Here is a 14,464-nt window from a genome sequence, read left to right on the forward strand (position 1 = left end):
GTCCACGCCGGCCGCGCCGATGGTGCCGGCAATCGGCGCGGACAATGGCCTCTTCGGAGGCGAATATGGTTTCAATAGCCAACACAGCAGTTCCTTTTTCTGAAGAGCATGAAAGCGAAGTCTTCTCCTCGCACCGGATATTCCTTGCCCGCGCCCCAGATCACGGTCGTGCGCCCGAACGGCTGGCAGCACTTCCCGGCTTCCTGGTCCGTGTTGGGAATCGGGTACGTCAGTTGGGTCTTGTATGCCGTCTTGTCCATGACCGGCAGGAAGTAGGGGCCGCACAGGCCTGATTGCCCGTGCCAGCCCCATGCAAGCAGTTCACGGTGCATCTTTGCGGTCAGGCGTTGCGCGAGCAGCGCCGCGGTGCGCACACCGCCGAGGTGGTACGGCACCAGGCCGTCCAGCGGATAGATGGCGCCCTGGCAGCCCGCGCACCAGAACATTTCCCGAATTCCGAAGCCGGTGGAGGCCGCCACGCAATCGGCGGCGCAGGCGGCGATCGCGACCGGATTGGCGAACAGCACGGCCTCAGGATTCAGGATCAAGGTCAGCTCGTCGTCCTTCCATAAGGGATCGACCTCGGTCAGGTAGGCCAGATCGAACGAGCCGCGCTCCAGGCAAGGGAAGTCGGAGACGACATCGAGCCAGTACATGACGGGATTGACGTAGAAGTGGGCCTGGTAGAAGGCTCCACCGTCGCCGTCGCCTTCGGCACGCGTGTAGCGCGCCGCCTCCGGCGCGGCGATGCCCGGATCCATGTCGACACCGCCGAGCGACACCAGACAGAATGGCTTGCGCACGACCTCGACGTGGCGCGCGGGCTCCCAAAATCCGATCGACAAGCCCACCATGGGATTGCTGCCGCAACTGCAGATGGGGCTGGACGGGTTGGGGATGTCCTCCTGTCCGCCGAAGTTGCCGATTTGCGCGCCGCCTATGCTGATCGGGAAAATGCAGCTCCAGCAGATATCCGTGATCGGATTGGGGAATTTTCCGGTACAGGTCGCCGCGCCGGCGGCATGGGCCTCATTGGCGATACCGAGACGGACAAGCAAGGTGAGCAGCAGGACAAGCTGAATGAAGATCTTCATGGGAGCACCAATTCATCGATACGAAGGCTCAGGCCTTCCTGGGAGACGATCGCCGGCACCTGCGTGATGCCGAACCGGCGCGTCAGCAAGCCTTGCTGGTCGTAATACACGGGCGAGCGCCATGACTTCATCAGGTCGAGGTAGGAGCCGCCCACGAGGATCGGCTTGACGTGGCCGTGGTAAAGCGCGATCACGTCGCGCGCGCGCGCTACCTGGCGCTGGTCGCGCGCGTCGAAAAACAGCAGGTGCTTCGACAGCGACACGATTTCCAGCGGGTTCTTTCGGGTTCCCGCAGCAAACAGCAACCGGCCCTTGTCGTCCTGTACGTTACGGTCGAGCGTGAACGTCGGATCGAAATAAAAGGTGCGTGCCGTCTCGGCCGTGCGCAGGCCTGCAACAGGCTGCGGGTGGGTCATCGCCTCGATGCCTCGTCGCCGGGCGCTTTCCTGAAGGCTCTCCAGTTCGCCGCTGCGCTCCTTCGCCAGCAGACGCTGCCGGATGAAATCGAGCAGGTTCGGCTCGCCGATTGGATAGACCGGCCCGATGGTGCCAAGGTCGACCGCAACTGCGATGCAGGGGGCAAGGAAAAGTGGGGCAAGCACTAGTATGGCAAGCAAGGCCGGGAACGGTGGGCGCCACATGTTTACCTCCCGCCCTTGCAAGCGACCGTGCCTGACAGGCGCTGGAGCATCGCCGTGTCGCGCTGCGCGGCCGCGCGCATCATCGCCATTAAGACCGGGTCTCCGCTGCCTTCGGCGATGGCCCTTCGCAGTTCGATGGCGCCGAGCGCGCGGCCGCAGCGGCGTTTGAATGCCTCGAGATAGGCATCAGCCCCTTCGCGCGCGGCCGGAGAGATCTGTGCCAGCGCGTCGAGGTAGGCGTCCAGTGCGATATCGTCCGCAAGGGGGCGCGCCTCTTGTCTCTGTCCCGAGGAGGGGGACGTGTCCTGCGCCAGCGCCGTGCCGACGCAGAGGAGGGCGAATGTCATCAGAATGGTTATGCGCATGTTTGTCTCCATCAAAACAAGGGAATGACTTTTCCGAGCACCTGATCCATGCGGACCAGGCCGCTGGCGCGATAGCGCGAGTCAAAGCTGTCCGGACTGGTTCCCTGAACATAGAACTTGCCGGCGGGGATCACCATTTCGGCGATCGGGGCGAGCGGATGGCCGTCGAAGGTGTTCGCCTTGGCGAGCCCGACGCCATGGCCGTTGACGAATACCTGGCGGCCGACGACGGTAATCCGGTCGCCCGGCATGCCGCTGATCTTCTTGAAGAACGTCTGCGCGCGCAGGCCTGGATAGATGCGCTGCGCGTCGCCGTCGAAGGCGAAAATGATGTAGTCGCCCTGTTTGAACGGTTGCAGGTTCCCGTAGCGGACTACCGCGACCTTGTAGGCGAGACTAGGCGTCCAGTTGAACAGGATCGGCAGATGCGGTGTCGGATCGATGAAGACGCGGGTGAACGCAAGGCCCCAGATGATGAAAACGGGCACATAGGCGATCCAGTGCGCGCACACGTGCCGAGTCAAGCGGGCGGGAAGACGGACCAGACCCAGGGCGAGACGGCGCGGCAGACTGCGGGCGGGATCGCGCGGCCCGAGAGTGAATGTTCTATCGTTCATGGCAACTCCACCTTGTGTTTGAGCGACGCGGTCAGATCGACGGCGTTCGGCGGGACGCCGGCGACGGCCGAGCGGACCACGACCAGGCAACGGCAATCCCTTGGCAATTCTTCCAGCGCCAGTGGAAGACGCTGCGCGAACCGGCGTGCCATGAGCAGCGCCTTCTGGCGCTCGTCTTCGGAAGACGTCCTGGTGACGATCTGGGTGAATTCGGTTTCTTTAAGGCGGTAGACTTCGCCGACATCGACCACGCCGATCAGGCGCGCGGGACGCGCCACCGTCCGGTCGTAGAAGTCAAAGGCGATCGGAAGGGCGATCGCGACGACTAGGGTGCTCGTGAGCAAATTCACGAGCAAGGACTTGAACATGGGTCTCATACGTTATGTCCCCTCTGGCGTAATAGTTCGGTGATGGCGTCGTCGATGCTGTAGCCCCGGGCGCGAAGCTCGTCGATCGGTGCGTTGTCTTCCAGCTTGTTCGAGAACAGCAGATGCGTGGCCGGGTCGAGGATATTGCGTGCGACGCCTTCGCCCACTGGCGACGAGATGTAGAGCTCGGAAAACACGCCCGGCTCGGTGCGCAGTGAATTGAGCAGGCGCTTCTTCGGCTCGTCCATCGTCAGCCGTCCCTTCCGGTCGAGCATCTCGATCGATTCCTTTTTCTGGCGCAGCAGGAAAACCCAGTCGGAGCAATTGAACGCCGCCTCCATTTGCGCCGAACCGTAGTAGTCGTCCGCGCTCTGGGTGGCGGTGCCGAGCGCGCCGCCGTATTTGCGGGCGCGGCGCGCCGCTTCCTCGACAACGGCGGCCTTGACCGGATCGTCGGCCCCTATGTCGCCCAGTTGCTGCTTGAGTTCGTCGATGAACAGCACCTTCTTGCTGTTGCGGGTCAGGTACATCTCGCCCGTGATCCGGTACAGGAGCAGGATGTTGACGACGGCGTGCAGATCGGGTTTGCGCTTCAACTCCTCGTTTTCGATGACGATGAAGTCGTTCGAAAAGTCGATGTTGCTGCGTCCCTCGAAGAAGCGCTCATACTGGCCACCCTTGGCGTAGGGGTTGAGCATGATCGCAAGGTCGCGGATGCGTGGATCGTTCACGACGCCGAGTTCCTCGATCGTGCCGGTCTTGAACGCGTCGCGCAGGCCCGTCACGGTCAGGTCCCGCCCATATTTCCGGTACAGCTTCAAGGTCATCGCCGAAATGGCCTTGTATTGCACTTCTTCCAGCGTGTGCTGCATCGAAGCCATCTTCGCGATGGCCGGCACCAGCATGTCGATGTCCTCGTTGATGTCCTGCACGCTGGAGAACGGATTGAGGCAGATGTCGACATCGGGACGGAATTCGATGTAGGTGCCGCGCGCCTTGCGGCACAGCTTTTCGAAGGACCTTCCAAGGTCAAGCATCCAGACCTTGGCGCCGATGGCCCGGTACGACCAGGCCATTTCGTTCATCAGCACCGACTTGCCTGATCCCGGCGCGCCGATGATGGCGAAGTTGTAGTTGCCGAGGTCGTTGTCGTACAGGTCGAGCATAGTCAACTGTCCGCGCCGGCCGCCGAAGACGAGCGTCGGCGTGCGCGTCCCACGCCACTCCGCGATCAATGGCGCGAGGTGGATTGCGTTGGCCATGGTCTTGCGTGTGACACGCCGCATTTTCCTGAGGTCGCCATGGAAGCGCTCGGACAGCGTCATCGGCAGGCTGGCGATGAGGGCCTGGCGGTGCATGTAGACGTCGGCATTGAGTTCGAACCCACGGGCACGCCAGATGGCTTTCGCCGTCTCTTCGACGGAAGCCGCCTTGTCGGCCGGGGTGAAGATCGCAAGCTGGTGGTACATGGAAACGAGCGCGCCGCCGACGTCGATCGCGTCGGCCGCCGCATTCCAGTCCTTGAGCTTCTTGCCCACGTCCGGCATCACCGCCGCCATCTTGCTTTGGGCGTTTTGCGTCGCCCGCACATGGTTTGCCGTGACGGTGGCCTTGGTCGCATTCGGATCGAGCACATGGACGCCCATGGTCAACAGGAACGGCGCGTTGTATTGCAGCGCCGGCTGCATCAAGTCTCCGATCAGCGAGCCCATCTGCCACAGGGCAAAGCGTTCCGGAAACGACTTGATCGAGTAGAAGCGCGCCTCCAGCGCGGTGGCGTCTCCTTCCTTCCATAGGAGCAGCCCGTTGGCATGCGCATCCTGGATCGTGTCGAAGTCGACGATCTGGTCGCGGATCTCGCGCCCGTCGTCGTAGTGCAGATCGGGCGTATCCGTGCGCGAGATGCGGTTCGGGTTGGTAAACAGCGAGCACCAGTTGATCAGGTCGGCCGCGTTGCAGACGCGGTTCGGAAGCGAGGCCGCGCGCAGCGTCGTCGACATGGCGTCACGCAGCGCGGTCAGCTCTTCGATCCGGTTCAGATCATCGGGGCCACCCGGCAGGGCGACGCTCATCATCAGCCGAAAGTCCCTAATTGTGTAGTGAAAGCCCGTCGTCATCGACTTTTGCGCGCCTTTTAGCAGATGACCGACGCGTTGACGGGCGAGACGGCGAAACAGATTGTCGTTGCGCGCGGGGCGCCCCCAATGCATGGCCTTCTCTGCCTGGTCATCGTCCTCCATCCGCAGATTGGCGTAACGGCGCAGCAAGGCGCCGATGTGCGGCGACGCGAAGAGATGAAACTGGATGCCCGCGCCTTTCGGGCATGTCGAATAGAGCGAGACGAGTACTTCGACCATCCGCTCGTCGGCGCCCGATTGCGGCATCACCTCGAGCATGAAACCGAGACCGTCGCGGTTGACGAAGATGTCATCGCTGCCGATATAGGCGGAGTAGGGCAGCCAGCTTGCGAATTGCTCCGCAGGCGAATCGTCGCGTCCGCCCAGGCCGAAAAAGCCGCCACTGCCGTTGCCGCCGCCGAGTAACCCGGCGCGCATGGATTCAAACATATTGGTCTCCTTGTTGGTCGGGTTATTGGCGCTCTTCACCGGGGACGCTGGGGCCAGGCATTGCCTGGGCCGGTGACGGGAAGGGGGCCGCCACAGGATTGGCGTTGCCGTCTGTGGAGCCGGCCCCATTGGCCCCGCCAGCGCCCGGGTAGCGCGTCTTGTCGGGCGCGCTGGCGCGGCTTCCCGACGGACGGGGAGGGCGAATCGGCGCGTAGGCGTCGCGGATGCGTTGCTGAGCATGGCCAATTAGCCAGTTGCCGCTGTCGATCTGCACGTAGACGTAGCCCTGGTCGTAGAGGTCATGGTCAAGGTCTTCCCAGGGCTTGAACCACAGCCGCAGCACGCGTGCCTGGGATCGCAGAGACTCGCCGGCCGCGCTAATTGCCGACACCCCGGCCAACGGCCGTCCTGCGGCACCCTGCGAGGACAAGGGTGTCGGCCCGCCGTCGGGGCTTCGCGCAATGAGGGCAGCGCGATCTCGTCCGGTGGCAGTCGCGCCTCGCTGCTGCCGTTGGGCGGGCAGATTGTTCTGGATCGCGTTGTAGTAGTTGCCTGACACTGAATCGCACTGCACGCCTTTGGGAGCTTTGCAGCTGTATTCGGTCGTGCCGCCCACGCCGCTCATATTGGCGCAGGCCGACAGTAGCAATACGGAGAGGATGGGCAGCGAGCGCGCCATTCCTGCAGTATGGAGAGTGAATTTCATTGAGCGGCTTCCTTGTTCTGTGGCGCGGTTGTGGCGGTCAGCGCCCGGTCCGCGATGCGGGATTCGATCTCCTTCGCCTCGGCGTAGCCGTCGATTCGACGGCCGTTCGCGAGAAAGATCGTTGGCGTGCCCTGGACCGCCAGGCGCTTGGCAAGGGCAAGATTGCTGTCGAGCGGATGCGCGCATGTCGGTGGGGGCGCCATCGAAGCCAATGATGCCGATTGGGCTTGTGCGGCGAGCGGCCCGTTCGCTGCGGATATATCGCTGGCCAGCATCATGTCGCGCCAGGCCTTCTGCCTGTCGGCAGCGCACCAGATCGCTGTCGGCAGCGGGTATCCCTGGAACGGCACCAAAAAGGTATAGACGGTGACGTTGTCGAGCTTGGCCAATTCAGATTCCAGCCGCTTGCAATACGGGCAGGCCGGGTCGCTGAAAACGACAATGGCGCGATGTGCACTGCCGCCATCGCCATGTACGGTCTTGATGGCGTCGTGCAGCGGAAACTGCTCGATCGGCAAGGTCGGGCCCGTGGCATGCGTGTCGGTTCCCCCTTGCGTCCGCTCGGCCTTCGCCAGCTTCGGCCCGGTCAGGTCGGTCATCTTTTTCGTGTCGAATATCCGCCCGAAAATCAGGTAGCGCGGATTTTTGTCCGATACGAAGGCTACGTTTGGCCCCATCCACACCTCGTAAAGGCCGGAGATCGGCGTGCGCGCGATGCTGGTGAACGTGGTGGCAGGATGGGCCTGGCGCAGCGCGGCGAGCAGGCGCGCCTCCTCCGCGCTCGTCGGCGCCGCGCTGGCGCCGACGCAAAGAGCGAGCAGGCAAGGCAGGGCGATTGCTATGGCTTTCATGCCGGGATCAGTAGTTTTCATCGCGGGACTCCTTCAGATAGCTGTTTTCCGGAATGGGACGGGCCGCGGCGAGATTCGAAGCGCGGCCGGTTCGCGGCCGTTGCGGCGACTCGATGCGAACGCCCTTGGTGATGACGACATCGATCTCCCGCCCTGCGTCGATCTCGATGACAGGAAAGGTCTGCTCGGCGAGCTTGATGTAGTACTGGGCCAGTCGGTCGAGCGCGTGTCCGACACCGGTGCCCACTCCGGCGCGGTAGGCATCCATGCCGGAAGCGCTGGCGATGGTGCCGAGCGGCGACGTGCTGGTGGTCGTGGCGGATGTCGCCAGACCCTGGCCGATGCCGCTGGCGACGCCCGCCAGCAGCGCGTTGGCTAGCATCTGTCCCTGCTTGGTGACGAGCCGTCCGCGCATGCCGACCTTGCCGTCTTCGCCGTAGATGCTGCCCTGTATCCTTACCTCCAATGTGGAGCCGTCATCGCGCACGCACGACATGTTTTCGGTGCGCAGATAGGCGCGTTCGGAACTGATGTCGCCATAGCCGGCGGCGATCACGAAGCATTCGCGGTACTCGGCTCGGTAGCCGTTGGGCAGGACGGAATTGTCGGATAGCCGGATCAATACCGGATGCGGGTTCGATTGCGACTGTCCGCCGGTGGGCGCATCAAGCCCGCCGAGCAGCGTGCCGCGCGTGAAACTGACCGGCAGGAAAGTCTCTATCGAATCGGCATTGGGGCCATCGCCGCTCGCGCCTGCCACAGCTTGGGCACGGGACGCTGGCGCCTTGCCCGGTTCAGACATCGACGCGTGTACGAGCCCGGGTACCAAGCCCGGCACCAGAGGATCCGCGCCATCGGTTGGCCTCCCGGGCGGCATGGCGCCGGCGGGGACGCCGGTTCCGGGCGGCGGGGGCAACTTGTTCGGCAATGCACCGGGTGGCGGATACGATGCGGGCGCGGTTGGCGCTGCCGGAGGCGGCATTGGCGCCGGCATGGCGGTCTTGGCCTGGGACGCAGTGGTCAGGCGCTGTTCCAGGTCGCCAAAGCGCTGCATCGTCCTGTCTTCGAAATCCTTGCGGTCCCGGTTGAAGCGGGACTGCTCGTCGCGCTCGTTCTCGTATTGCGCCAGCTTGCGCCCGGCTGTGCCAACCCACTGGTCCACCGGATTGACCTGCTGACCCGGGGCCATCACGCCGATATTGGTCGGTGCTGCTGCCCCGGCAGAGTTCGATGGCCGCGAGCTGGCCGGTTTGCCGTCGCCGCCATTAAACGAGAACACTGCCCACAGTGCCCCGATGCCGCAGCCCATGATGGCCGCGAGCGCGGCGTACTGGCGCTGCTTCGGCGTGAGCCGCTCAATTGCACTCCTGAGTTTGTCGAATGTGCCCATGCTCAGCTCCCGGTCCGGATCACGTAAACGGCGGTGCTGTCGCCCGGGCGCAGATTGAGGTTGTCGATGGCGACGCCGACGACTTGTCCCTCCGGCCGGTCGAACTCCTGCTCGCTCAGGACCATCGTTTGTCCGCTTACATTGGTCAGCAGATATTTTTCGCCAACCAGGCCGCGCGTGGTGTAGCTGCGCACCAGCGCGAACCTGACTTCGCTCCAAAGTTGGATGGGCCGGTTGATGTCCTCCACGCGCACTTCCGGCGCGGGGCGCTCAGTGGCCATGCCAACCAGGAGAGTCTTCATTGCTCGCACGTGGTTGGCGGACGTGCCCAAGGGGCCTTGTCTGGCGCCGGCAGGATCGCCGTCCAGTCGGCGCGCCGTCTTGTCGCGTATGACGATCGTGTCGGAAGGCGTGTCGGAGCGGCGCAGCAGCAGGGTGTAAGTGGCATTCGCCGACGCCACGAATAGATTGATCGGCTTGTTCGAATTGCCGACCGGACGCACATAGATCTCGCCCTTGTCCCGGTCGCACTCGAGCACAATCTCGCCGGCCGGGTTGATGACGGGTGCGATCGGTGACGGCGCTGCGGCGACTCCCGAGGCTGGCGGCGCGCAGTTGCTCGAATAGAGATTGCCGAAAACATCTGTGATCGGCGCATTTTCGATCCGGATGCGGGTCGACTCGCGGCTCGCGATGACGGCTTCAATCGTCACGCCATCGCGCGCGTCGATGACTTGACTGGCATGCGCGGATGGCGCCGAAAGCACTGCGAGCGCAAGCTGCGCGGCGAGCAGCGGTGGAAACCATGGCTTGTTATTCATTGTGATATTCCTTGAAGGCTTTCAGGTGAATGCGCCCGCCCGTGTACTGGAATTCGGCGAGATAGGCTTTCGTTTCCAGCGCGGTTTCCTGGCCGTTGACTTGAGTGCGCAGCCGCCCTCGAACGACCACCGACTGGTTCGTCTCATTGGCCACGAGTTGCTGCGGCAGGAACGATGTGCTGGCGTTGATGCGTTTCAGGCGCTCGGCCTCGACCTCCTGCCGCGATTTCATGGCGCCATGCTGGTCGGGGGCGACGTAGTTGAGCAGGACGTCCTTTTTCCAGTCAATCGAGGTGGGAGTGACGTCGAGGATCAGCCAGGCGATGAAGCTGCCCATTTGCTCCAGGTACTCGTGACTGGCGCGATCCTTGGTGACCCAGAACGTCTTGTCGATCGAGGGCGGCACCACGATCGTGCGCTCCGTGCCGATCAGGTTGAGGATGATGACGAGGCAGGCGAGCAGGGCCGTGGTCAGGCCGCCGACGGACAGGCCGAGGCCGCGATTGCGGCGCCGCATCTCCTTGAGGTCGTTGTCGAGTTTGGCAAAGTCCATGTCGAATTCCAATCCGGATTAGCCGACCATGCGGCGCAGGTGGGACGGAGGAGTGGCGCGCATCGCGCTCAGCGGAGTGGGCGGCAGTGCCCAATAGATCCAGTGCATAGCGAAGGCGGAATGCTTGTCTGCCTTGATGCGGGACAGCCAGCGGGAGACGAAGATGCCGATCGTCATACAGAAGGCAAACGACATCTTCGATCCGGACAGATAGCCAAGGATGAAACAGAACAGGATCGGGGCGGCCACGTCGGCGTCCCAGAATCCGAGTTTCCACTGGTCGTCGAGACGGCGTGGAATGTAGGTATCTGTCTGCATGCGATTCTCCCGCTGGCCGTGGCGCAGTCGGTCAGAGCACCGCGCCCATGATCGCGCCCGCGATCACGAGGCCGACCGCGGCGAAGATCGCCAGGCCGACGTAGAACAGGACCGGTCCGAAGTTGCGCAGCGCCGAAAGGGAAATCAGCGCGACGACAAAGCCGACGAAGCCGACCAAGGCCTTGATGGCTGGTCCAAGTGCCGAGATCTGTGTCAGCGCGGACGTCATCGGACCGGTAATGCCGGAAAAGGCGACCAGGTCCAGCGCATAGCCCGGGAAGGCGGCGCACAGACCGACGACGAGCGACAATAGCAGCGCGACGACGGTCATCGGCTTACGCCCCGCATGCGAGCGCGGAGCCGATGTGGTGGGCGATACCTTGATTAAAGCGATACTCATGAATGCCTCCAGTAAAAAGTAGGTCAAGAAATGTCGAACAGGTGAGCGGGTGTATGGAAAAACGTCATGGCGCCACCCACTCGGGAACGCTGAAGACGATCTCGACACGCCGGTTTTGCTGACGGCCTTTCGGCGTGTCGTTGGATGTGACGAAGCAGCAGTGCCCCTTGGCGTCGAGGATCATGTCTGCGGGAATCGTTGGTTCGCGCTCGCGCAGGTAGTCGCGCACACTGAGGGCGCGCGCCAGGGCGAGTGCTTGATTGGGGGCGTCGGGACCGACGCTGTCGGTACGGCCATGGATGACAATGCGACTGGCCTTGAGCGCGAGGTGCAGCGTCTGGTCGAGCGTGTCCTTGCCCGACTGGGCGAGCAGGTCGCTGCCCGACATGAACCGCACGATCACGTGATGGTCGCGGACAGCGGCGCGTACGGCGGGATTGCTGCTGCCTTCCGCTGGCGCGGGCGATCGGACTTGATTTGCCGGCGGCAGCGCTGACTCAGCGGGACCGCCAGTGTCCTGTGGCGGCGTTGTCCTGTCATCGGCGACGATGGCCAGTGTCTTTTGGCTAATGGCTGGACAGGCCGGCTCGGCGCACACACCATACGTGGCCATGCTGCCGAAGCCCGTTTGGACAATATGACGGCTTGAACCGTCAGAAGGAATCCGCTTGGCGGCGACGTCGAGTCGTTGTGGCAGGAGCGGCGCACATGAGGCAAGCAGCAGTGCGCTAGCCGCAGTCAGGCCGGCAAGTGAAATTGCCCGGGCAGTGCGCTTCATCATTGCACCACCTCTGCGGCGGGAGCGGCAGCGGTGCTGGTCGATGGGCCCCTGCGGCCTACATGCGCGGCTGCTGCAGTCAAAGTCGCTTGCGCCAACTGCGGCGACGGCAGTTGGCGATAGACCAGCCATGCATATTTGGCGCGAGCCTGTTGACACGCCGCGCCCTTGAGTTGAGTGCACGCGGCGTTGTAGGCGCCGACACCGGCCCAGGTGGCGCCGTGGCGCTCAAAACTGCGCGAGAGCAGCCAGGCGCCTACGTGGATGCTCGTGCAAGCGTCGGCAAGGTCGCTCTCCCGGATACCGTACGGCGCGAGCGCGGGCAGGTTCGAGCTGTTGATTTGCATTAGCCCGATGTCGTAGGTGCCCGACCGTTGCAGGTGGGAGCGGTTGACTGCGTGGGGATTGAGGTTCGATTCCACCTTGGCGATTGCGTAAAGCAGCCGCGCTGGAACCTGATAGCGCTCGGCCGCCGCTTCCCAGCATGCCCAGGCATGTACGGGAAGGATCAGCAGAATCAGTAATGCCGTGTTTTGAAGATGTCGCATGGCTCACCCCAACGAGGACCGATGCGCCGCACAGGGTTTGTGGGCGTCATATCGGGACCGGTGCGGCCGGCCACAGTCGTGTTCGGGTCAAGCCTGGGCCGTAGGGGCCTTGGCGGGGTCGGTGATGGAATGGTCGGCGGACCAGATGCGTCCGCGGTACGCGTGTTCAGTTGCTACGGTGGATGCCCTTGCTCCTGGCTAAGCGATCCGCCAAGTTGATGCGGCACTGCTGTAAGACAAGTTCGCCCGACGGATCGCTCCGGCGGCACAAGGCCACGCAGGTGGTTGTCAATTCGTCCAGCTGGAATTTTGGATTCGGATGGCGATTCAATGGCGAGCGCTGAAGGTCCTGCAACAGGTCGCGCTGAGCTTTCCATAGGGATCCCGCGCGGCGCGGCGTATGAATCTGGCGCAACACCAATTCGGTACCCAAGTACGTAAAGATAGTTTCAGCCGCGCCAGTTTCGGCGAGCACGATTTCGACGCATGCGCTGATCAGGTCGGGACAACGGAACGTCGGCGAAGTGTTCTTTGCACTCGTGTGCACGCCGTAGAGCCATTCGTGCTCTTCGACCCACAAGCGGATTTCGATCGTGTCGTCTGCCTGGCCGTGGACTTTGGCGACCGGCGATGGCTCTCTTTGCTTGCCTGGGATCGTGGTGTCCATATTGCCTGTCCCTTTCCATTTAATCGCTGTGAACCGTGGCGAGCACGGCGGATAGGAAACAGATTACAGACAGCTGGCAGGGATGTCCGCAAAGAATGGGACGCTCCAGGACGGGCTTTCGTGATTAGGGTTTGAAAACTTGTTCAGCATCCCCGAAGTCTTCCGGTCATAGCCTTACCACTTCTAAAATCATCGAGTATTCCGTCTGAAAAATTTTGGTCGGCGCGCACTTGTCCAGCGGATGTTGAAACCGAGCTAGCTCAGGCGTTGCGAGGAATGTGATATCCGCTCATGAATTGCGCCAAGTTTAGAAGCGTGCGTCCGGGAGACTGCATTGAACGACCATGTCCTTGAGTTTTTGGCTGGGATGGAATGTGACAACGCGGCGAGCCGCTATGGGAACCGTTTCGCCGGTTTTCGGATTGCGCCCAGGCCGCGCGGACTTGTCGCGCAGCTGGAAATTGCCGAATCCAGACAGCTTGACCGATTCCCCGCGTTCGAGCGCGTTGCAGACCTCATCGAAAAACGTCTCGATCATGTCCTTCGCTTCCCGCTTGTTCAAGCCGACATGCTCGAACAACAGTTCGGCCAGTTCCGCTTTGGTCAGTGAAGGAAAATCGCTTTCTGCATCAGCAAGCACGTTGGTCGCAGCTATCGCGGGCGGCAAGCGGAGGGACCATTCCGATGGCGGGTTGATCGAGCCGGCATTGTTCTTCGTGTCCGCCGCGGCTTGGATACCCTCGTGTGTAAGCGCTGAAAATTGCACGACTTGCTCCTGAATCTCTTTTATTCTGCGCGGACGCGTTCATTTTCTTAACCGACTAAGGACGTCACGGGCGCTTGGGCTCCGTTGCTCGGAAGGCGGTTGAGTATCCAGTAAAAGGTTGTGAAAGGCAACATTCTTGCGCTGGCATCGACAAGCGCGCGGTCATGACTCGACGTTTCTAGTGATGCCGACCAGGTACTGCAGGACCCTGCGACGGTATCCGTTCTAACACCAGCCGCTAGCATCAGTTAATACTGAAAGCGCACCGGATAAAAGACTGCGACCTCAACTGCCGACTTGCTTCGCCCAAAGGTGTGACTTTGCGTGAGTTTCCCTGCACAAATAAGGGTCTATAGTAGGCCCTCTTGTCAAAAGGAGAACAACGTGAAGGAAATGCCATCTGCGGCCCGTCGTCGTAGCCTTGTCCTGCTGGCCAGTATTGGTTGCGGCAGCATGCTCTTGCCACGTATCGGCCGTGCGGAAATCAATCCACAGCACTTCCTTCCGATCCTTGCAGCGCAGCCAACTGATCGTCCTGCCGGCATGCCGCGCCGCGCCATTGACGTCCATGCGCACTTCTTCAATGCTACCGACATTGATGCCATCAAATACCTGCAATATTCGATCGCGCACGAGCTCCCCGGAGGCAAAGTCCTCGTCGGCATCCTCAACCCTCTGCTAAAAAAGGTGATCGCCAGCGCTCGTACCGCAGCGGAAGAAATCGAAGACCTTCTGCGACTGCAGGACCGGTTGCAGTCCCTCGACCCCGCATCTATGTCAATCGCCGTCGACCAGCTTGCTCGGGAAAAGCGGATGCAAACGGCAGAATTCATCTATTCGCATATGCAGGCGGACGGCACGGCACTGAAGCTGATGCAGAATCTGACGCTGGACTCGAAACGGCTGAAGCTGGCTGCTCCGCCAATTTTCCGCTTTTTCGCGCGAGTTCATTGAAGAGGCAGTCAGCGTCGATCCGGCCATTATCGCGCCAGAGCCTTTCCTCGAGCATGCGCT

General features: G+C 62.3%; 18 protein-coding genes. 1 reads left to right on the top strand and 17 read right to left on the bottom strand.

The window, feature by feature from the left end; translation table 11 throughout:
- Nucleotides 1-71: 71 nt before the first annotated feature.
- The 17 genes from traU to ACHAC9_RS13180 form a co-directional block, all read right to left on the bottom strand.
- Entirely contained in the window at nt 72-1,094 is a 1,023-nt protein-coding gene (gene traU / locus ACHAC9_RS13100; RefSeq protein ID WP_435760440.1) for a conjugal transfer pilus assembly protein TraU, read from the bottom strand.
- The gene (gene traW / locus ACHAC9_RS13105; RefSeq protein ID WP_435760441.1) at nt 1,091-1,735 is read right to left on the bottom strand and encodes a type-F conjugative transfer system protein TraW; all 645 of its coding nucleotides are present in this window, start codon (nt 1,733-1,735) and stop codon (nt 1,091-1,093) included. Before traW ends, traU begins: the two co-directional genes overlap by 4 nt.
- Nucleotides 1,736-1,737: 2 nt before the next feature.
- Nucleotides 1,738-2,100, bottom strand: coding sequence for a hypothetical protein (locus ACHAC9_RS13110; protein ID WP_435760442.1), 363 nt, complete (start codon nt 2,098-2,100; stop codon nt 1,738-1,740).
- Between the two features lie 11 nt (nt 2,101-2,111).
- On the bottom strand, nt 2,112-2,717 hold the full coding sequence (gene traF / locus ACHAC9_RS13115; RefSeq protein ID WP_435760443.1) for a conjugative transfer signal peptidase TraF: 606 nt from the start codon (nt 2,715-2,717) through the stop codon (nt 2,112-2,114).
- Entirely contained in the window at nt 2,714-3,085 is a 372-nt protein-coding gene (locus ACHAC9_RS13120) for a hypothetical protein (protein ID WP_435760444.1), read from the bottom strand. The genes traF and ACHAC9_RS13120 overlap by 4 nt, the downstream gene beginning before the upstream one ends.
- 5 nt (nt 3,086-3,090) lie before the next feature.
- On the bottom strand, nt 3,091-5,652 hold the full coding sequence (traC, locus tag ACHAC9_RS13125; RefSeq protein ID WP_435760445.1) for a type IV secretion system protein TraC: 2,562 nt from the start codon (nt 5,650-5,652) through the stop codon (nt 3,091-3,093).
- 22 nt (nt 5,653-5,674) lie between these two features.
- On the bottom strand, nt 5,675-6,358 hold the full coding sequence (locus tag ACHAC9_RS13130) for a TraV family lipoprotein (protein WP_435760446.1): 684 nt from the start codon (nt 6,356-6,358) through the stop codon (nt 5,675-5,677).
- A complete protein-coding gene (locus ACHAC9_RS13135; protein WP_435760447.1) occupies nt 6,355-7,230 on the bottom strand; it encodes a DsbC family protein in 876 nt (291 codons plus the stop codon). The genes ACHAC9_RS13130 and ACHAC9_RS13135 overlap by 4 nt, the downstream gene beginning before the upstream one ends.
- The gene (locus ACHAC9_RS13140) at nt 7,217-8,599 is read right to left on the bottom strand and encodes a TrbI/VirB10 family protein (protein WP_435760448.1); all 1,383 of its coding nucleotides are present in this window, start codon (nt 8,597-8,599) and stop codon (nt 7,217-7,219) included. The genes ACHAC9_RS13135 and ACHAC9_RS13140 overlap by 14 nt, the downstream gene beginning before the upstream one ends.
- 2 nt (nt 8,600-8,601) lie before the next feature.
- Nucleotides 8,602-9,420 (bottom strand): type-F conjugative transfer system secretin TraK, encoded by an 819-nt coding sequence (locus tag ACHAC9_RS13145; RefSeq protein ID WP_435760449.1) that lies wholly within the window; start codon nt 9,418-9,420, stop codon nt 8,602-8,604.
- Nucleotides 9,413-9,973 (bottom strand): type IV conjugative transfer system protein TraE, encoded by a 561-nt coding sequence (gene traE, locus ACHAC9_RS13150; RefSeq protein ID WP_435760450.1) that lies wholly within the window; start codon nt 9,971-9,973, stop codon nt 9,413-9,415. The genes ACHAC9_RS13145 and traE overlap by 8 nt, the downstream gene beginning before the upstream one ends.
- Nucleotides 9,974-9,991: 18 nt before the next feature.
- Nucleotides 9,992-10,291: a type IV conjugative transfer system protein TraL gene (gene traL / locus ACHAC9_RS13155; RefSeq protein ID WP_435760451.1), complete on the bottom strand. Its 300-nt coding sequence runs from the start codon at nt 10,289-10,291 to the stop codon at nt 9,992-9,994.
- 31 nt (nt 10,292-10,322) lie between these two features.
- Nucleotides 10,323-10,691 (bottom strand): hypothetical protein, encoded by a 369-nt coding sequence (locus tag ACHAC9_RS13160; protein ID WP_435760452.1) that lies wholly within the window; start codon nt 10,689-10,691, stop codon nt 10,323-10,325.
- 64 nt (nt 10,692-10,755) lie between these two features.
- On the bottom strand, nt 10,756-11,472 hold the full coding sequence (locus tag ACHAC9_RS13165; protein ID WP_435760453.1) for an OmpA family protein: 717 nt from the start codon (nt 11,470-11,472) through the stop codon (nt 10,756-10,758).
- The gene (locus ACHAC9_RS13170) at nt 11,469-12,017 is read right to left on the bottom strand and encodes a lytic transglycosylase domain-containing protein (protein WP_435760454.1); all 549 of its coding nucleotides are present in this window, start codon (nt 12,015-12,017) and stop codon (nt 11,469-11,471) included. Before ACHAC9_RS13170 ends, ACHAC9_RS13165 begins: the two co-directional genes overlap by 4 nt.
- Nucleotides 12,018-12,183: 166 nt before the next feature.
- Entirely contained in the window at nt 12,184-12,684 is a 501-nt protein-coding gene (locus ACHAC9_RS13175) for a hypothetical protein (protein WP_435760455.1), read from the bottom strand.
- 307 nt (nt 12,685-12,991) lie between these two features.
- Complete coding sequence (locus tag ACHAC9_RS13180) at nt 12,992-13,339, bottom strand: integration host factor subunit alpha (RefSeq protein WP_435760614.1); 348 nt, start codon at nt 13,337-13,339, stop codon at nt 12,992-12,994.
- Nucleotides 13,340-13,834: 495 nt separating this feature from the next.
- On the opposite strand from ACHAC9_RS13180, the gene ACHAC9_RS13185 reads away from it, so the two are divergent.
- Entirely contained in the window at nt 13,835-14,404 is a 570-nt protein-coding gene (locus ACHAC9_RS13185) for a hypothetical protein (protein WP_435760456.1), read from the top strand.
- Nucleotides 14,405-14,464 lie beyond the last annotated feature (60 nt).

The sequence above is a fragment of the Massilia sp. CMS3.1 genome (assembly GCF_051262535.1).
Lineage (GTDB): Bacteria > Pseudomonadota > Gammaproteobacteria > Burkholderiales > Burkholderiaceae_D > Telluria.